The following is a 19,692-nucleotide window of genomic DNA, read 5'->3' on the forward strand; positions in this document are numbered from 1 at the left end:
CTTTTTGTAAGGGAAAGGAGATACCATGAAGGTAAACATCGAAGTCGATATGACACCTGAAGAATTCCGTAAGGCAATGGGTCTTCCGGATGTACAGAAATTTCAGGAAGAGTTGGTGGCTAAAATCCGCCAACAGATGGAAGAAGGTGTTGAGGGGTACGAACCTTTGGCGCTGATGAAGCCTTTTGTCAGCCAAGGGTTTGATTCTGTTGAGACGTATCAAAAAATGATGATGCAAATGCTCAATAGTTACACCCAGCAAAAATAAAACACTTCAAAAGTAAAAAGGGAATGTTCTAATAGAGATAGGGAAGCGACAGGGAGAGGGTCTACTGTTGATGCGGGAAGCATTGGTAGATCATATTTAACGCTAAGTTAATTAACGCTGAAGCATACTAAAATCAAATTTGATTTTTTGTGCGATGCAATGTGAATGCCTCTAAGATGTAATCATACTGACACTTGGCAAGCCATAGAATTGTTCAAGTCGATAATCTAAATAAAGGGAATACACCATGCAAGATAAAATCATGAACGCTTTTGCTGAACAAACTAAAAACATGTACGCACCAATGCGCAAAATGAACTCGCTTATGGTTGAGAACATGGAAAAGATGACTGAGTTTCAAATTGAAGCTCTAAAATCTTACAGCAAAATGGGCGTTAACCAACTGAAAAACGCTACTGAAGTTAAAGATGCTGAGTCTGTTCGTGACTTCACTGCATCACAGGCTGAGCTGATGAGCACTCTGAGCAAAAAAGTTCTAGAAGATGCGAAAAGCATGGCCGATATGACCATGGAATTTAAACAAGAAGTAGAGAAGATTGTTGAAGAGTCTCGTGCTTCTGCAACGGCTGCTACAACTACTCCGGCTGCTGAAGCAAAGCCTGAGAAGCGTACTAGCACCCGTGGTGCTGCTTCAGCTTAATCTGCTGAGCAAGAGAAAGCCGCGTTAATGCGGCTTTCTTTTTTTCCCGCTTTCCGAATTAGTGATGCTTGTCGAAAGACACCAGGGATGATCCGGCCTTTTGGGCCTAGCGAGGTATGCTCATGAGTGAACAGAGCAAAGATTCAACAGATTATATCTATGATCCAGCCGAATTGGCCGATTTTATTTCCAATGCCAACAGCCAATACCAAAAACTGATTGAACAACTGATGTCTCGTCAGGGCATGAGTGATCCATCTTTGTCTGTTCTGTCAGATGTGTCCGAATCTTTCCAGAAAATGTCAGAACAGCTTGCCGTCAACCCAATGGTTGTTTACGAAGAGCAGATGAACCTATGGAAAAACCAGATCCAGCTTTGGCAAAATGTAGCTCGCCAGATGCTTGGAGAAACTGTCGAACCTGTTGTTGAACCCGCTAAAGATGATCGACGTTTTTCCGATGTAGATTGGGCGGAAAATGCACTGTTTGATTTTATTAAACAGTCATACTTGTTATTTGCTCGTAGTGTTTTCAACGTTGTACACAATATTGAAGGCTTAAGCCCTCATGCTCAGCAAACCGTTGACTTCCATTCCCGTCAATTTGTTAATGCAATGAGCCCAAGTAACTTTGTGGCAACAAACCCTGAAGTGCTGCGCCGTACCTTTGAAACAAAAGGGCGTAATCTTATTCAAGGCATGACTCAACTGGTTGAAGATTTAAAATCCAGTCGTGATGGCTTGAACGTAGCAATGACAGATCGTACGGCTTTTAAACCCGGTGAAAATGTTGCCAGCACACCTGGCGAAGTTGTTTATCAGAACGATCTGATGCAGCTGATTCAGTACAAGCCATCGACTGAAAAAGTTTTTAAAACACCTCTGTTGATCGTGCCACCTTGGATCAACAAATATTATATTCTTGACCTGCGTGAGAGTAACTCGCTGGTTAAGTGGCTAGTAGATCAAGGCCATACCGTATTTATCGTTTCCTGGGTAAACCCAGGGCCGTCACTGCGGGATAAAGGTTTTGAAAACTACATGCTGGAAGGCCCACTAGAGGCGATTGATGCGATTGAACAAGCAACTGGTGAGAAAGAGGTTAACATCATCTCTTACTGCATCGGTGGTACGCTTACGGCATCAACACTCGCTTATATGGCCGCCAAGAATGATAAGCGCGTTAAGTCCGCAACCTATATGGCTACGCTGCAAGACTTCACCGATCCAGGTGAAATTGGTGTCTTTATCAATGAAGCAACACTGGCAGGCATTGAGCGTCAATTAGACCGTGATGGTTATCTTGATGGTCGTGCGATGGCTTTCAGCTTTAACTTGTTGCGTGAGAACGATCTTTTCTGGTCATTCTTTATCAATAACTATCTGAAAGGTGAGCGCCCAGCAGCATTTGATCTACTGTACTGGAATACCGACAGTACAAATATGCCAGCGGCGATGCATAAATTCTATCTGCGTAATATGTACCTAGAGAACAACCTGATTAAGCCCGGTGGTATTACTCTGAATGAAACGCCGATTGATTTGAGTAAGATCAAAACGCCGGTGTATTTCGTATCGACCATTCAGGACCATATTGCCAAATGGACTTCAACCTACAAGGGTGCTCAAGTGCATTCTGGGCCGGTTAAGTTTGTTCTGTCAGGATCTGGTCATATTGCAGGTATCGTTAATCCACCAACCAAAGAGAAATACGGTTACTGGACAAATGATAAGCTAGCAGATACTCCTGATGCTTGGTTTGCTGGTGCTGAAAAGCATGCAGGTTCTTGGTGGCCAAACTGGCAAGAATGGTCAACATCAAATAAATATGCTGACCCTAAAACCATGGTTGCAGCCCGTGAACCTGGTGCTGGTAAGTTAGATGTTATTGAAGCGGCTCCTGGTACTTATGCCACCTTGCGTATCGTTGATGTGTTAAAAGCAGAAGCGGTTGCGGGTGCTGATGATAGCTCAGACTCAGAAAAAAAAGCGGCAGCCAACTAAAATAAATGGATTGGCCTAAGCGAAAGCCCACCTTGTGTGGGCTTTTTTCGTTGCGTTATTTTATCTCCGGCGTTCATGATCTAGCAGCTGAATCATCTTTTGCCCTGCATTAGATAGGGTTCGTTCTTTATGGTAGAGATAACCCAGAGGTCGTGTGATCTTTACATCTGGCAGTGGGATTACCTGCATACTGTCATCAATTAGGGTGTCTGGCAGAAGGCTCCAGCCGAGACCAATGGATACCATCATTTTTAGCGTTTCCATGTAATTGGTTGATAGCGCGACTTTAAGTGTCAGGTTTTCCTCTGCAAAGGCACTTTCTACAATACCGCGGGTAAAGGTCTGAAAGCCGGGCAATACGGCATCAAATTGAGTTAAATCTTTAAGGCTTGCTTGAGTGAGCTGGTTCAATGGATGATCTTTTGCCACGACAAGCTTGAGATAATCCGTCCAAATAGGTACGACTTTAAGGCTTGAATTGGTTTTAGGTGAAAGGGTGACGACTGCTAGCTCAAGCTGGCCCTGCAAAATACCGTCATAGGCTTGCTCAGAATCCAAAAAGCGCATGTCTAGCTTCACCTGAGAGTACTGACCTGTAAAGGCTTTAAGTACAGGGGGAAGGCGATGTAAGCCGATGTGATGACTGGTGGCTAAGACTAAAGAGCCGGAAATATCGCCATTCAAGTTATTGAGCAAGCGCTGAGTGTCTTCAATATCGACAAGTACTCTCTGGGCTCTTGGCATTAAGGCCTGTCCTGCCTCCGTAAGATGTGTTTGACGGCCAATACGATCAAACAACCGGCAGCTTAGTTGCTGTTCAAGATTGGCGATCCGTTTAGAGATAGCGGGTTGTGTCAGGTGCAATTGTTCAGCAGCCCTAGAAAAAGACCGGGTTTCTGCAACGGCGATAAAAGCCAATAAAGATTGGGTATCCATGCTTCTGCTTCACTAATAAAAGGCATTAGTTCTAAGTATAACCAATTGGAATCCAATAGATAAAAAATATGAATTTGTTTTATCGGTCAGTGGCTTATAAACTGGCCTAAACACCCTTAGAGGTGGCCCAAATAAATGATGAGGAGCTAGGCAAATGGCAGGCAAAACGCTATATGACAAATTGTGGGATAACCACTTAGTACAACAGCGGGATGATGGCACGTCGTTAATCTATATTGATCGCCAGTTGTTGCATGAAGTGACTTCACCTCAGGCTTTTGAAGGGCTGCGTCTTGCGGGACGTAAACCTTGGCGTTTGGATACGAATCTAGCAACCCCTGATCACAACGTACCCACAACCTTAAAAGAGCGTAATGAGGGTAACGACGGTATTAAAGATCCGGTGTCTAAAATTCAAGTGGTTACTCTGGATGATAACTGTGATGACTTTGGTATCACGGAGTTTAAAATTAATGATATTCGTCAGGGTATTGTGCATGTTGTTGGCCCAGAGCAAGGCGCAACGCTGCCCGGCATGACCTTGGTTTGTGGCGACTCCCATACCGCTACCCACGGTGCTTTTGGTGCGCTGGCCCATGGTATTGGTACGTCTGAAGTTGAGCATGTGATGGCAACTCAGTGTCTGATTCAGCGCAAAATGAGAAATATGCTGGTTAAGGTCAATGGCAAGTTGGCCGCTGGTGTTACCGGTAAAGATATTGTCTTGGCGGTTATTGGAAAAATAGGCACTGCAGGCGGTAATGGCTGTGCTATTGAATTTGGTGGTGAAGCGATTCAAAGCCTTTCAATGGAAGGCCGTATGACCATCTGTAATATGGCGATTGAGGCCGGTGCCCGTGTTGGTCTGGTGGCCGTTGATCAAACCACTATCGACTATGTTAAAGGTCGACCTTTTGCACCGTCAGAGGCTCAGTGGGAACAAGCCGTTGCCGCTTGGCAGGATCTACATTCTGATGTTGATGCTGAATTTGATGTTGTCGTTGAGTTAGATGCTGCCGATATTGAGCCACAAGTGACTTGGGGTAACTCTCCTGAAATGGTATTGCCGGTTTCAGGTATCGTGCCAAACCCTGCAGAACAGGCAGAAGAAGATCAGCAAAAGGCCTATGCCCGTGCCTTGGAATATATGGGTTTGCAAGCAGGACAGTCAATTACTGATATTAAGCTGGATAGTGTTTTTATCGGTTCTTGCACGAACTCCCGTATTGAGGATCTGCGTGAAGCGGCGGCGGTGGCTAAAGGTAAAAAAGTAGCGGCCAATGTTAAGCAGGCGCTAGTGGTTCCAGGTTCTGGCTTGGTGAAGCAGCAGGCAGAAAAAGAAGGTTTGGATAAGATCTTTGTTGAGGCCGGTTTTGAGTGGCGTGAGCCTGGGTGTTCTATGTGCTTGGCGATGAACGCCGATAAGCTGGGCGCAGGGGAACATTGTGCTTCAACATCGAACCGTAACTTTGAAGGTCGTCAGGGTTTTGGTGGTCGTACGCATCTGGTCAGCCCTGGCATGGCCGCAGCCGCAGCGGTTGCGGGCCATTTTGTTGATGTTCGTGACGTTTTGCAAGCAAGCTAATCACTGGAGGCACCCATGGATAAATTTACGCAATTAGATGGCTTAGTGGCTCCAATGGACCGCGCCAATATTGATACTGATATGATCATCCCTAAGCAGTTTTTGAAGTCAATCAAGCGTTCAGGCTTCGGCCCGAACCTGTTTGATGAGCTGCGTTATTTGGATGAAGGCAAGCCTGATCAGGATAGCAGTCAGCGTCCGAAGAACCCTGATTTTGTTTTAAACCAGCCTCGTTATGAGGGCGCATCTATACTACTTGCCCGTCAAAATTTTGGTTGTGGTTCATCCCGTGAACATGCGCCTTGGGCATTGTTAGATTATGGTTTTCGCTGTGTTATTGCGCCAAGCTTTGCTGATATCTTCTATAACAACTGTTTTAAAAATGGCATTTTGCCGATTGTTTTGGATGAGTCGATTGTTGATGGCTTATTCAAAGAAGCTGCTTCAGAAGAAGGTTACCGTTTAATTATCGATTTAGAGGCTAAAGAGATTCGCACATCAAAAGGTCGCAGTATCGCCTTTGATGTGGATGATTTCCGTCGTCACTGCCTGCTAAATGGCTTAGATGATATCGGTTTAACGCTGGAAGATAGTGATGCAATTTATGCGTTTGAAGCTAAGCATAAAGCCGCGTCTCCTTGGTTATTTCGAGAGGCATAGTTCATGCCGCTGCAAACCCTATTTTGTGGGATGTAAGCCGCTTTATCTATCCATTTGATACAATAATCTATCCACTTGAGACAATAAAAGACAGGCTTAGGCCTGTCTTGGAGTATAAAAAATGACAAAGAATGTATTGGTATTGCCCGGTGATGGTATTGGCCCAGAGATCGTAACGGAAGCGGTAAAAGTACTCGGTACTTTAAATCTAGATATTGAGATTGATTCTGCTCTTATCGGTGGCGCGGCTGTTGATATAACCGGCAATCCACTACCGGAAGAGACGCTGGTTAAAGCCCGTGCAGCCGATGCTATTTTACTCGGTGCTGTTGGCGGCCCTAAATGGGATGCTAATCCAATGGAGCAGCGCCCAGAGAAAGGTTTGCTAGGTATTCGTTCTCAGTTGGAACTGTTTGCGAATCTACGCCCTGCAATTCTTTATCCGCAACTGGCGGAAGCCTCAACGCTGAAGCCTGAAGTGGTTTCGGGGTTAGATATTCTGATCGTACGTGAACTGACCGGCGGCATCTATTTTGGTCAGCCTCGTGGTATCCGTACACTGGAAAACGGTGAACGTGAAGGCTACAACACCTACGTTTATTCTGAGTCTGAAATCCGTCGGATTGGTCGTCAGGCGTTTGAAGCGGCTCAGAAGCGCGGTAAGCGCCTATGCTCCATCGACAAGTCCAACGTACTGGAAGTGACGGTACTTTGGAAAGAAGTGATGGAAGAGCTGGCTAAAGATTACCCTGATGTTGAACTAACGCATATGTTGGTGGATAACGCTGCCATGCAGTTGGTTCGTGCGCCTAAGCAGTTTGATGTGATGGTAACGGGTAATATGTTTGGTGATATTTTATCTGATGCTGCAGCGATGCTAACAGGCTCTATCGGCATGCTGCCATCGGCATCTTTAGATGAAAATGGTAAAGGTATGTACGAGCCATGTCATGGTTCTGCACCGGATATTGCAGGTCAAGGCAAAGCTAACCCTCTGGCAACCATTCTATCTGTTGCTATGATGCTGCGCTATTCGTTGAATGAACTTGCAGCGGCAGACCGTATCGAACAAGCGGTAGAGAAAGTGCTGGATCAAGGGTTGCGTACGGCTGACATTATGTCGGAAGGCTGCACACTGGTTAGCACAGAAGAGATGGGCGAAGCGGTTGTTGCTGCGCTTTAATCCCTTGTTTTAGTCCTTTGCTTTAATCTTTTATTAGCGGCCTGTTTACGCGGGCCGGTAAATACTCCATAGACCAATAGGTGACAATATGGCTCAAAAACGTGTAGGTCTTGTTGGCTGGCGCGGAATGGTAGGTTCTGTGCTGATGCAGCGCATGCAAGATGAGGGTGACTTTAACCACATCGAACCTATTTTCTTCACAACCTCTCAGGCGGGTCAAGCGGCTCCGAACTTCGGTAAAGAAGCCCCTGCACTGAAAGATGCTACCGATATCGAAGAGCTTAAGGCCATGGATATTATCATTACCTGTCAAGGTGGTGATTATACAAACGATGTTTACCCTAAACTGCGTGCCAGTGGTTGGAACGGTTACTGGGTCGATGCTGCGTCTTCACTGCGTATGGCTGATGATGCGATCATCGTGCTAGACCCTGTAAACATGCATGTTATTAAAGACGGTCTAGCCAAAGGCGTTAAAACCTTTGTCGGCGGTAACTGTACCGTTTCTTTGATGCTGATGGGTTTAGGCGGTCTGTTCCAGAATGATCTGGTTGAATGGATGACCTCCATGACCTATCAAGCCGCATCTGGTGGCGGTGCTCGCCATATGAAAGAGCTGATTTCTCAAATGGGCGTTATTCATGATTCTGTGGCTGGAGACATCGCTTCTTCTGCTGCGATTCTGGATATCGACCGCAAAGTGGCTGAAACGATCCGCAGTGGAAATATGCCGCAGGAGAACTTTGGTGTACCTCTTGCAGGTTCTTTGATTCCTTGGATTGATACCAAGCTTGATAACGGCCAAAGCCGTGAAGAGTGGAAAGCGGTCGCGGAGACCAATAAAATTCTAGGTCTAAGTGCTAACCCTATTCCTATTGATGGCACCTGTGTGCGTATCGGTGCGATGCGTTGTCATAGCCAAGCTTTTACCATCAAGTTGAAAAAAGATGTACCGATGGATGAAGTGGAAGCGATGATCGCGCAAGCGAACGACTGGGTAAAAGTGATTCCGAATGATCGTGATATTACCGCCCAAGAGCTTACTCCAGCAAAAGTAACCGGTACGCTAAGTGTACCTGTGGGTCGTCTGCGTAAAATGAATATTGGCAGTGAATACCTGAACGCCTTTAGTGTTGGTGATCAACTTTTGTGGGGAGCTGCTGAGCCGCTGCGCCGTATGCTCACGATTCTTCTTGATGACTAAGCCTGCGTATAGCCGTTATTTAGCGGATTAAGTATCCTTTATGGCGACAAAGAAGCCTGCTTCGGCAGGCTTCTTCCGTTTGTGCGGCAAGCCTTATCCTATATTTCCTGTCTATCTTGTCTTTTTACGCGGTGCGAAGCCTAACGGTATGCTCTATGATCAATGCAAAGCCTTAGAATGAATCACCTTACTGTTTAATATTATTGAATATTTTGCTTTTATAGCCGATAACCTAATAGGTTTGTAAATCTGTCACATAGAGTAAGGTTAGGTTTTACATAGATGGATAGATGTTTGGCTCAGATTGGCTTGTTTTTTGCAGAGATTGGAAGCTAGTCGATGCTTTTATCGGTTTGATGATGTTTTAATTGAAAAAAGCTTAGAAAAAATAACAACCTAAACCAATAAAAAACCTGAATGGTTCTTTGGTGATGTGTACAATTTACTTAATTGTTGATAAAAGTTACACATATCTAAGTATCAGCTGAGATGGAATGTCTATTTAATTGATCTCGGTCGGATGTACTGCCGTTCAGGACAGTGCAAAGTGTTAAGGAATCAGGAATATGGTGCGCAAGCTGGCGAGTACTCTTGCGACGGTGGGCATGTTAACAAGTCCACTGGCGTTTGCTTTAGGACTCGGAGAAGCCGAGTTACTTTCATCACTGAATCAGCCTTTTAAGGCCAAAATTCAACTGGCTCAAACCCAAGGGGTTTCAGCTGAAGATATCCGTGTACAACTTGCGGATGAGCGTGCTTTTGCTAAAGCAGGGCTGAATCGTGAGTTCTTTTTACGGGGTTTGAATTTTTCAGTTCGCTCCGGTGAAAACGGCCCTTATATTGAGCTTTCTAGCACTACGCCTGTTAAAGAACCGTTCTTAAATTTTCTATTGGAAGTTGAGTGGCCGAAAGGTCAGTTGATGCGGGAATATACCTTCCTTCTTGACCCTCCAACATACAATAGCTCATCGGCACAGCAAGTCTCTAAGACAGCCGCTACGGCTAATAAGGCGATAAAAACCAGCAAAGCGGTAAAAGAAGGTGCCCACCGTATTAAGGTTGGCCCAACAGACACCCTGTGGAGCTTGGCGCGTAAAAATCGTCCTAGTTCTAAAGTAACGATCAAACAAGCTATGTTGGCTATTCAGGACGCTAACCCTGATGCTTTCCCAACAGGCAATATCAATAACATGGAAGCAGGCAGTACTATTCTGATTCCAAGTATGAGTGCGATGACTCAGCGCTCTAAAACGGATGCTATTCGAGAAGTTGCTCGTCAGAATAAATCCTGGGTTAGCTTTAAAGCACGGTCTGTTACAGCGGCGCCAAAAGCAACACCAAAAGGCGCAACGCCTAAAACGACCAATTCTGCTAATACCGCGCCCCTGAAGCTCGTAGCGGAAGATTCGGCGACAACATCTGATAGTGCTGCGACAGCAAGTAAAGAGTTGGCTTTAAGCCGAGAAAAACTTGATCAATCGGCCCGAGAGAAACAGGAGCTGACAAGTCGTTTAAATGAGCTGCAAAAGCAAGTTAGCACGCTGCAGAAACTGGTTAAGCTGAAAGATGAGCAGCTAGCGGCGATGGAAACGATGCTGGCGAAGCAAAACCAGCTGTTATCGGGTAAAAATGTTTCGGTAGAAGATGCGGATACAAGAAGCCCGTCTGATGCTAATGACGAAGCTCAGCTTAATGAGCCTCCGCTAGCGAGTACTGCTTCAGCGGCGGTAACAGGGAAGGTAGGTGCGGGTGCCATTGGGTTGGATCTAGCTGCAGCTTCTCAGAAGCAAACAGAGGATGCTTCTACGATGGACTCTGAGCCAGAAGTTGAACCTGAGCCGGTGAAATCGTTCTCTCTGGATAAGCAGGAATCACAAGAGCTTGATCCTTCCTCTTTTCTAGTCGACAACCTACAGAAACATGCCGTTGTAATTGGTGGAGCTGTAGCCGGTATCTTTGGTTTGATTTTGCTGGTGATGATGCTACGTCGACGCAGTAAAGCGATAAAAGAGAGTAGTAAGCGAACTGAAGATAGTTCTGATAACAGTGATTTAGCCGCAGGTGCTATCACTGGTGCTGCCGGCTTAACGGCCTTGGATTCAATGGCTGATGACGGTTTAGATCTGGATGATAGCTTAGATCTAGATGATGATTTAGATGACAACTTAGATTTGAATGATGACTTGGATAGTAGTCTAGACAGTGATCTAGATGAAAGTTCTCTATCTGGGTCGAATGATCTGGATTTAGGATTAGATGATTTAGGTCTTGATGATCTAAGTCTTGATGATCTGGGCGAGCCGGATGCTGTTGCTTCCGCTTCTACGGGTGATGTTGATGACCTGGGTGGCTTTGATCTTGGGGATGATACGGATTTAGATGATGAGCTGAGCTTGGATGACTTAGATTTTCCTGAGGACTTCGATCTCGGTGATTTGGATGAAGACGGGGAGACTGAAGCCCCTTTCGTTCAAGCTGAGCTGACGAATGACGCCGTATCAACAAAGGATGCTGATACAGGTGAGTCGGTTCAGGATAATCTCATTGATTTAGAATTAGAAAATATTGAAGCGCAAGGGATTGCAGCAGAAGATGTTGAGCCGCTGACTTTAGATCCAGAGACGGCTTTAGAGTCCTCTCGAAATGCTGAAGTGGATGTTGAACCTCTTATTTCGGATACGGCTTCGGATACGGCTTTAGAAAGATCTAGAAATGCTGAAGTTGATATTGAACCGCCTATTTCAGAATCTTCAGAACCTGCTTTAGAATCTTCTAGAAGTTCAGTGGGTAATAGCGACAGCGCTGATGATAGCTTGGAATTGTCGGATTTAGATGACGAGATTATTGAGCTAGAAGGCGATGATCTTGGAAGCTTTGATGCTGATGATTTAGATAATAGCGTTTTAGCTGGTGAGGATGATTCATCTGATACTGTCGTCAATGCTATTGGCAATGATATTGCGACCAGCAACCTTGATGCAGGTGATGACGATATTCTTGCTGCGTTAGCCGATGAAATACCTGCTGTAGATCTACCTGCTGTAGATTTACCTGACACGCTAGACTTAGAAGATTTAGATTTAGGTGACAACCTTAATTCAAATAGCAGTTTGGGTTCAGATGATATTTTGGATTTAGATAGTCTGAACGACATGGGTGAGCTCGGTGATGATGTATCCGCTGATGAGCAAGCGGATCTTGATCAACAGGCAGACCTTGAGCCTTCTGCTGCACCTGAAGAGTCCAGTGTTATTGCTGAGGCAGAGTCTTACCGTGAGCTAGGCCTCTTTGAACAGGCGGCGGCGCTATTGCAGGGGACTCTGAGTGATAACCCTAACGATAATGATCTTAGGCTCAAATTTATGGAAGTATTGGTTGATCTTGGCGATGAGGCGACCTTTGACCATGAGCTGCGTCAGTTGCAAACAGTTGGTGATGCTAAAGCGTTAACGGCTGCAATGGCGTTGCAGCAAGAGCTATACAAAAAAATGACATCTAATGACTCTAGGCTGGAAACTGGGCTAGATGATTTAAATGATATTTTAGATTTAAATGGCGAAGATCAATCGGTAGAGTCAAACGCGAGTATTGATCTTGACCTGAATAGTGAGTTAGACGCTCTGGAAAGAGACTTTAATCGTTATGCAGAGAAAGGTGAGTCCGATGATGATTTGCTGGATCTCGATGATATTGATTTTGAACTGACAGATCTTGATCTCAGTGACGATATCAGCGATGACGAGCCTATGATTAATCTAAACCCAGTGGATTTGGGCGAACCTGAGACTCTAGATCAGGGTGATTTTGAGTTAACAGACCTGACTGCTGAAACGGATGATCTGGGGGATAGTCTCAATGATGATATTGTTGATTTGTCACCGCATATTGATGATAGTGATGATCTGGCTGACTTAGGTGAGTTATCTGATATTTCTTTTGATGACCCATCTGAAGGCTCCGATGATCAGTTGAGTCTTGATGATCTTTTAGATGAGAATGATGACCCTGCGATTAAGCTGGATCTGGCCCGAGCCTATGTTGATATGGGGAATACCGTATCAGCTTTAGAGGCCTTGAAAGATGTACTTAATCGAGGTGACGCTGATCAAAAAGATACCGCTAAAGAGCTTATTGCCACGCTCCAGCGTGATTAACTGTCACGTTTAAAGATAACCGCTCGGGTCTGACTTAGGTTAGGCCCGTTGCTGTTTATATCTCCCCTTGTTTTGTTGCTGATAGGATTTTTTTCTTCTGCTATGAGTCGTCTACCTGTAATCCCTAATGATAATGGTCGCGCTGGCCGTTATGCGATGTGTGTTGAATATAATGGTGCAGATTACCATGGATGGCAGACACAGGAATCTGGTGTTAGAAGTGTGCAAGAAACACTAGAAAAGGCACTCAGTAAGGTAGCTAATGAGCCCATTCGTGTACTCTGTTCTGGCAGAACGGATACTGGCGTTCATGCCTCTTCTCAAATTGTACATTTTGATTCATCGGCTGCCCGGTCGAGTAAATCTTGGGTTTACGGCTGTAACACCTACCTACCTGACGATGTTGTTGTCCGCTGGGCTGTACCTGTTGATAGTGAATTCCATGCTCGTTATTCTGCAACGTCTCGCCGGTATCGTTATGTGATGTACAACCATCGTGTTCGTCCTGCCTTAATGTCGGATCAAATGACGTGGATAAACCGCCCTCTGAATGCTGAAAAAATGCATTGTGCGGTTCAGCATCTTCTTGGGGAGAATGATTTCACATCCTTCCGGGCTGCAGGTTGCCAGTCCAATACGCCGTGGCGTAATATTATGTCGGCTAACGTATTCCGTAGAGGCGCTTTTGTTGTCCTTGAAATACAGGCGAATGCTTTTTTACATCACATGATACGTAATATTGTTGGGGCGTTGCTCCCTGTGGGTATGGAAGACAAACCTGTTGAATGGCTTGCAGAGTTATTGGCGCTTAAGAATCGATGCAAAGCGGGGGTTACTGCACCGCCTAACGGCCTCTATTTTGTTGAAGCAGAGTACCCTGAGCACTTTAATTTGCCATCATTAGAGCTTGGCCCTCATTTTTTGACTCTTTTAGGTTCTGAGAATATATAAGCCATGAAGCGAACTCGTGTTAAGATCTGTGGGATAACCCGCATTGAAGATGCTCTTGAGGCGATAAAAGCAGGGGCTGATGCCTTAGGTTTCGTTTTTTATAAGCCAAGTCCTCGCTATATTACACCAGAGCGTGCGGCTGATATTATCCGTCAGCTGCCACCATTTGTGACCACTGTTGCACTTTTTGTTAATGAACCAGAAGAGGATATTTATCGTATCCTAAGTACAACTCGGTGTGATCTGCTTCAATTTCATGGTGATGAGTCGCCAGATTTTTGTGAGAGTTTCAATCGACCATGGATCAAAGCACTGCGGGTTAAAGACGCTAAAACGCTATCTGAACAACTATTACAGTACACGGGCGCTAGGGCTTTACTGCTTGATAGTTATCGTGCAGGAGTTCCTGGTGGAACGGGAGAAACCTTTAACTGGGAACTTATTCCGAGCCACCCTCCACGCCCTATTATTCTTGCTGGAGGTTTAACTCCAGACAATATCAGCACCGCCGTACAGCAACTCCAACCCTATGGGGTTGATGTCTCCGGTGGTGTTGAAGCCCAGAAAGGGATCAAAGATCCCGTTAAAATTCATGCATTTATTAGAGGTGCAAATCCGTGACCAAGGCAAACACCTATGCTGAGCTGCTACAACTGCCGGATGATAAAGGCCACTTCGGCCCTTATGGCGGTCGCTTTGTTTCAGAAACGCTAAGCCATGCGTTAGAAGAGCTAGAAAATACCTATAAGAAATTGTCACAAGACCCTGATTTTCAGGCTGAGTTTGATAAGGATCTTGCTCACTATGTGGGTCGTCCTTCACCCCTTTACCACGCAGAACGATGGTCACGGATACTGGGTGGTGCACAGATTTTCCTAAAGCGTGAAGACTTAAACCATACTGGTGCTCATAAAATAAACAACACCATTGGGCAAGCTTTACTGGCTAAATATACCGGTAAGCCTCGGGTTATTGCAGAAACTGGAGCGGGGCAGCATGGTGTTGCAACGGCGACTGTTGCTGCTCGTTTAGGGCTTGAGTGTGAAATCTTTATGGGGGCCGAAGATGTTAAGCGCCAGTCCCTAAACGTTTACCGAATGAAATTGCTGGGCGCTAAAGTAACGGCCGTTGAGTCTGGCTCAAAAACCCTAAAAGACGCGATGAATGAAGCACTTCGCGACTGGGTAACCAATGTTGAGAACACCTTTTATATCATAGGAACCGTTGCTGGCCCGCACCCTTATCCTATGCTGGTACGTGATTTTAACTCCGTAATTGGCCGCGAGGCTCGCGAGCAAAGTCTGACGCAAAACGGTCGTCTGCCGGATGCACTCGTTGCCTGCGTTGGTGGCGGTTCTAATGCAATGGGGTTATTTTATCCTTTCTTGCAAGATGAAGCGGTGGCCATGTACGGTGTTGAGGCAGGTGGTGACGGTATAGAAACGGGTCGCCATGCTGCGCCTTTATGTGTGGGTGAACCAGGTGTTTTACACGGCAATCGTACGTACTTAATGCAGGATAATGACGGCCAGATTGTCGAGACGCATTCGGTATCGGCAGGCTTGGATTACCCTGGTGTTGGCCCTGAGCATGCTTACCTGAAAGATATTGGTCGTGTGAACTATGTCGCGGCAAATGATGAGGAAGTATTGAGTGCATTCCGTGAGCTAACGCGCATAGAAGGTATTATGCCTGCGCTGGAAAGCAGCCATGCTTTGGCCTACGGACGTAAACTGGCTCAAACGATGACACCCGATCAGCATATTATTATCAACTTGTCAGGCCGTGGAGATAAAGATATTCACACGGTTGCAGGTATCGACGGAATTACGGTGTGAGGCTGATGATGACACGTACAGAAGAAAAATTTGCCGCACTTAATGCTGCTGGTAAAAAAGCGCTGATTCCTTATATCACCGGTGGTGATCCAAAGCCTGAATATACTGAAGCCTTGATGCATGCATTGGTTGATGCGGGTGCTGATATGATTGAATTGGGTATGCCATTTTCTGATCCGATGGCAGATGGACCCGTTATTCAAAAAGCTTGCGAGCGAGCGTTGGCATCGGGTGCTAGTGTTCAAGGTATCTTGGATATTGTTGAGTTTTTCCGTAAAAAAGATAGCACGACCCCCGTTATTTTAATGGGGTATCTAAACCCCGTTGAACATATGGGGTATAAAACTTTTGCGGCTAACGCTAAAAAAGCCGGTGTTGATGGTGTTTTACTGGTGGATCTTCCTCCAGAGGAAGCTGATGACGTGGTTCCGGTCTTTAAAGAATCCGGTATTGATACGATTTTTCTAATTGCCCCTACCACAACAGCGCAACGAGCGGCTAAAATAGCAGCCTATGCATCGGGTTATATCTATTACGTTTCTGTAAAAGGTGTTACTGGTTCTGCAACGTTAGATGTTGCTGAGGTTGGCGAGAAGCTTTCAGGCTTGCGGAAATTAACCGATGTGCCACTGGCTGTTGGTTTTGGTATTCGCGACGGTGCTTCTGCAGCGGCTGTAGGTCAAGTTGCCGATGGTGTTATTGTTGGCAGCGTGTTGGTTAACTGCATTGCAGAGTTTGCCCAGGAGCCTGAAAAAATTGCGCCAGCCCTACAAAAGCACATAAAAGCGATGCGCGAAGCGATGGATGCTTAAAAACACGCTTATTTACTTTATGTGATTGGTGCAGATTTGGTATATTGCTTCTACGCTAAAAGAACTTCCTTTTAAGAGGTTCTCTTCACAAAAAGACTCGCTGCTGGCCGCCCAAGGGCGGCCATGCTGTTATACGGAATGACAGAAGTAAATACTTATGAGCTGGCTCGAAAAAATTGTACCGTCGATCGTACGTTCTGATCGTAATCGCCGCACGAACATCCCTGAAGGTCTGTGGCGTAAGTGCCCTAAATGTGAAACTGTCCTCTATCGTCCAGAGTTAGAGAAAAGCCACAATGTGTGCACCAAGTGTGATCACCATATGCGTCTTACCGCCCGTAAACGCCTAGGCATGTTCTTAGATGAAAGTGGCCGCACTGAGCTATTTTCTGATATCGAGCCAGTTGATCGCCTGAAGTTCAAAGATTCGAAGAAATATAAAGATCGCCTTGCTGCGGCACAACGTGATACCGAAGAGAAAGACGCGCTAATCGTTATGCGTGGGTCGGTTCAAGGTGTTGAGGTTGTTGCCTGCTCCTTTGAGTTTAGCTTTATGGGCGGCTCTATGGGTTCTGTGGTAGGACAGCGCTTTGTAAAAGCCGCTGAACTTGCATTAGCAGAAGGTATTCCGTTTATCTGTTTCTCCGCCAGTGGTGGTGCGCGTATGCAGGAAGCTTTGTTCTCTCTGATGCAGATGGCTCGTACCAGTGCTGCTCTTGAGAAGCTTAAGCAAGCCGGTATTCCTTATATTTCGGTACTGACCGACCCTGTTTATGGTGGCGTATCTGCAAGTTTAGCCATGTTGGGTGACTTGAATATTGCGGAGCCATTTGCTCTATGTGGTTTTGCTGGCCCCCGTGTTATCGAGCAAACAGTACGTGAGAAACTGCCTGAAGGTTTTCAGCGCAGCGAATTCCTGCTAGAACACGGCACTGTCGATATGATTATCCACCGTAATGAGCTGCGTGAACGTATCTCATCTATCTTGCGTAAACTCACGGCCATGCCTGTAAACTGAGCTTTAGCTGATTAATGAACACCCAATCCGGTACTTTGATCGCCGGTATGCAAACCCCTGAATCCCAGGGGTTTGCTGCTGAAACGGCATCACTTTCTGAGTGGCTTGGCTATTTAGAAGCTCTACATCCTTCAGAGATTGACCTTGGCCTTGATCGTTTGCGACAGGTGGCCGAATGTCTGCAGGTCACGACGTTACCTTGTAAGGTGATAACAGTGGCGGGCACGAATGGCAAAGGCTCCACGGTTGCTTTGCTTGAAAGTGTTTTGCGCAGGGCTGGTTATCGAACTGGGTGTTACACCTCGCCACACTTTTTGCACTATAACGAGCGTATTGCTCTTAACGGTAAGCCGGTTTCCGATGCGCTAATCTGTGCAGCCTTTAGACAAATAGAGCGTGCAAGGGGTGATATCTCCTTAACGTATTTTGAATTTGGTACCTTGGCCTCATTTATTATCTTTGCCGAACAAAAGCCTGATATAGCGATTCTAGAGATCGGTTTAGGTGGGCGTTTGGATGCGGCAAATTTGATCGACCCTGATATCGCTATTGTGACTACGATCGCTTTAGACCACGAAAGCTGGTTAGGACATGATATTGCTCAGATTGGCCGTGAAAAAGCCGGTATTTTTCGACCAGGCAAGCCTGCGATTATAGGCTCTGAGACTCTTGTTAGCTCTGTTCGAGAAACGGCTGAAGTGATTAAAACATCCTCGATTGACCAGCTGGGTGTCACCTATCGTTGGCAACAGACGAAGGACGGATGGAACTGGCAGCAGTTAAATCAAGCTGGAGATGTCACCTTGCAGTACTTGCAGTTGCCAGAGCTAAGCTTGCCAACGGACAACGCTGCGACGGTGATCCAGGCCTTACAATATCTTGATGCTATGGGTATAAAGATACCAACGGTTGCCTTGTATGAAGGTTTAAAAGCGGCAAGTTTGACGGGCCGACTACAGCGTATAGGTCGATTTATGCTGGATGTTGCCCATAATCCCCATGCGGCAGAATACGTATCTAAGCGTTTGCCTGTTGTGAAAGGTCGCCGCGTTGCTTTGCTCGGTATGTTAGATGATAAAGATATTGAGTCTGTTTTAGATATTATGGCGCCCTATTTTGATACTTGGTATCTGGCTCAGCTGGACGGGCCTCGGGCAACGGATGTCTCTCGAATAGAGGCGCACCTGTTAGGCCTTGGATGTGTTAATATTTGTACCTTCGATAATGTATCTTCTGCTTTAACCGGTGTCTTAGCGGATACCGATGATCAAGATCTCGTTTTTGTATTTGGCTCCTTCTATACCGTAGCGGGTGTCTTAGCCGAGAAAGAGCGTCTACTTGTCTGTACATCGTACGAAAGGAACTGACTTGTGAAATATGGCTTAAAACATCGAATTATCGGTGCCATTATTTTGCTCTCGCTTGCGGTTATTTTTCTGCCCATTTTACTGGATGGCGGAGCGCGACCTCAGCTACCCCAAACAACGACGCCAATTCCTGCTGCTCCACCAAAACCAGAATTAAAGGTTCGTGAGCCTGAGCCTAAAGATATGCCTTCTATTGTTAAGCCAGCACCTACCCGCGATAAGTGGCAGTCTGGACTAACTGAGCGCCATGACCTTGCTGCATGGACGTTACAGGCCGCTAGCTTTAAAGACGAAAACAATGCACTTAAACTGCGAGATCGTATTCGTGGTAAAGAGATACGTTCTTATGTTCGTCAGCGGCCACCTTTCTTTGTTGTATACGCAGGACCTTTCTCTGATCCTAAAAGAGCCGAGCAAACCAAAGTGCAGTTAAAAGACCTTTTTGGGATAAAGTCCTTGCTTATGGATTACGACCCTATGGCTGATGTCCGTGAATATTAACCATTGATCGGTATGAGTAAAAGATCTGTCAAAATGGTTTTTCTGAGGAGTTATTATGATCTGGGTTGATTGGGCTATCTTGGCCATTTTATTGCTTTCTGCATTTTTTGGAGGAATGCGCGGTATGGTGCGCGAGCTGATCTCCCTAAGCTCATGGATTGCCGCCATTCTTATCGCCTATGCCTTTGGCCCGAAAGTGAGCGAATTATTTATCGGTTATATTGATAACGAAACGATTCGATCTGGTGTTGGCTTTGCTTTAACGGCCATCATTGTTGTTATCATCGGCTCTCTTCTTGCTAAGGTGGCAGGGACTTTAGTTTCGGCAACCGGCCTTAGCGGCTTTGATCGGATTTTAGGTTTTATTTTCGGTGTAGTACGTGGCATCGCCATTTTGATTGTTTTAACTGCCATCGTCAGTTTGCTACCGGTGAATGAAAGCGGTTGGTGGTCTGAATCCCAGTTTATACCCCTGTTAGAAGATTTAAGAGACCAAGCTGCAGGCTTGGTCGATAGCTTTATTCGCTGAATATTTTTGTTTGAAGTGGTCT

17 protein-coding genes are annotated in these 19,692 nt (G+C 45.8%); 16 read left to right on the forward strand and 1 reads right to left on the reverse strand.

The genetic code is table 11. The features are described 5' to 3' along the window. The first annotated feature begins 25 nt into the window (after positions 1–25). The 3 genes from G517_RS0108730 (at position 26) to G517_RS18455 (ending at position 2,932) form a co-directional block, all read left to right on the forward strand. Positions 26–268, forward strand: a complete 243-nt coding sequence (locus tag G517_RS0108730) for a DUF6489 family protein (RefSeq protein WP_028304089.1) — start codon at positions 26–28, stop codon at positions 266–268. A gap of 247 nt (positions 269–515) precedes the next feature. After that, a complete protein-coding gene (locus tag G517_RS0108735; RefSeq protein ID WP_028304090.1) occupies positions 516–929 on the forward strand; it encodes a phasin family protein in 414 nt (137 codons plus the stop codon). A gap of 122 nt (positions 930–1,051) precedes the next feature. Continuing rightward, the gene (locus tag G517_RS18455) at positions 1,052–2,932 is read left to right on the forward strand and encodes a PHA/PHB synthase family protein (RefSeq protein ID WP_084632146.1); all 1,881 of its coding nucleotides are present in this window, start codon (positions 1,052–1,054) and stop codon (positions 2,930–2,932) included. Between the two features lie 60 nt (positions 2,933–2,992). Here G517_RS18455 and G517_RS0108745 read toward each other — a convergent pair whose 3' ends face one another. After that, positions 2,993–3,868, reverse strand: coding sequence for a LysR family transcriptional regulator (locus tag G517_RS0108745; protein WP_028304091.1), 876 nt, complete (start codon positions 3,866–3,868; stop codon positions 2,993–2,995). Positions 3,869–4,022: 154 nt separating this feature from the next. Here G517_RS0108745 and leuC point away from each other — a divergent pair, with 154 nt between their 5' ends. The 13 genes from leuC to G517_RS18475 all read left to right on the forward strand — a co-directional run bounded on the left by leuC (position 4,023) and on the right by G517_RS18475 (position 19,670). Then, positions 4,023–5,453 carry a 3-isopropylmalate dehydratase large subunit gene (leuC, locus tag G517_RS0108750; RefSeq protein ID WP_028304092.1) on the forward strand — a complete coding sequence of 477 codons (1,431 nt, stop codon included), beginning with the start codon at positions 4,023–4,025 and terminating at the stop codon, positions 5,451–5,453. A 15-nt stretch (positions 5,454–5,468) separates the two neighbouring features. Continuing rightward, positions 5,469–6,113, forward strand: a complete 645-nt coding sequence (gene leuD, locus G517_RS0108755) for a 3-isopropylmalate dehydratase small subunit (protein ID WP_028304093.1) — start codon at positions 5,469–5,471, stop codon at positions 6,111–6,113. A gap of 121 nt (positions 6,114–6,234) precedes the next feature. Further along, positions 6,235–7,296, forward strand: a complete 1,062-nt coding sequence (leuB, locus tag G517_RS0108760) for a 3-isopropylmalate dehydrogenase (protein WP_028304094.1) — start codon at positions 6,235–6,237, stop codon at positions 7,294–7,296. Between the two features lie 88 nt (positions 7,297–7,384). Further along, positions 7,385–8,500, forward strand: coding sequence for an aspartate-semialdehyde dehydrogenase (asd, locus tag G517_RS0108765; RefSeq protein WP_036590978.1), 1,116 nt, complete (start codon positions 7,385–7,387; stop codon positions 8,498–8,500). Positions 8,501–9,066: 566 nt separating this feature from the next. Next, positions 9,067–12,654, forward strand: a complete 3,588-nt coding sequence (locus G517_RS0108770) for a FimV/HubP family polar landmark protein (RefSeq protein WP_028304096.1) — start codon at positions 9,067–9,069, stop codon at positions 12,652–12,654. A gap of 102 nt (positions 12,655–12,756) precedes the next feature. Continuing rightward, positions 12,757–13,605 carry a tRNA pseudouridine(38-40) synthase TruA gene (gene truA, locus G517_RS0108775; protein ID WP_051206249.1) on the forward strand — a complete coding sequence of 283 codons (849 nt, stop codon included), beginning with the start codon at positions 12,757–12,759 and terminating at the stop codon, positions 13,603–13,605. Positions 13,606–13,608: 3 nt separating this feature from the next. Next, positions 13,609–14,226, forward strand: a complete 618-nt coding sequence (locus G517_RS0108780; protein ID WP_028304098.1) for a phosphoribosylanthranilate isomerase — start codon at positions 13,609–13,611, stop codon at positions 14,224–14,226. Beyond that, positions 14,223–15,443 carry a tryptophan synthase subunit beta gene (gene trpB / locus G517_RS0108785; RefSeq protein WP_028304099.1) on the forward strand — a complete coding sequence of 407 codons (1,221 nt, stop codon included), beginning with the start codon at positions 14,223–14,225 and terminating at the stop codon, positions 15,441–15,443. The genes G517_RS0108780 and trpB overlap by 4 nt, the downstream gene beginning before the upstream one ends. Before the next feature lie 8 nt (positions 15,444–15,451). Next, on the forward strand, positions 15,452–16,255 hold the full coding sequence (trpA, locus tag G517_RS0108790) for a tryptophan synthase subunit alpha (protein ID WP_028304100.1): 804 nt from the start codon (positions 15,452–15,454) through the stop codon (positions 16,253–16,255). Between the two features lie 157 nt (positions 16,256–16,412). After that, positions 16,413–17,273, forward strand: a complete 861-nt coding sequence (gene accD, locus G517_RS18460; RefSeq protein ID WP_036590981.1) for an acetyl-CoA carboxylase, carboxyltransferase subunit beta — start codon at positions 16,413–16,415, stop codon at positions 17,271–17,273. Between the two features lie 14 nt (positions 17,274–17,287). Beyond that, a complete protein-coding gene (gene folC, locus G517_RS18465) occupies positions 17,288–18,640 on the forward strand; it encodes a bifunctional tetrahydrofolate synthase/dihydrofolate synthase (protein ID WP_051206250.1) in 1,353 nt (450 codons plus the stop codon). Between the two features lie 3 nt (positions 18,641–18,643). Next, on the forward strand, positions 18,644–19,141 hold the full coding sequence (locus tag G517_RS20105) for an SPOR domain-containing protein (RefSeq protein WP_051206251.1): 498 nt from the start codon (positions 18,644–18,646) through the stop codon (positions 19,139–19,141). A 55-nt stretch (positions 19,142–19,196) separates the two neighbouring features. Continuing rightward, entirely contained in the window at positions 19,197–19,670 is a 474-nt protein-coding gene (locus G517_RS18475) for a CvpA family protein (RefSeq protein ID WP_051206252.1), read from the forward strand. The last annotated feature ends 22 nt before the right edge of the window (positions 19,671–19,692 follow it).

The organism is Oceanospirillum maris DSM 6286 (genome assembly GCF_000422865.1).
In the GTDB taxonomy this organism is placed as follows: Bacteria; Pseudomonadota; Gammaproteobacteria; order Pseudomonadales; family Halomonadaceae; genus Oceanospirillum; species Oceanospirillum maris.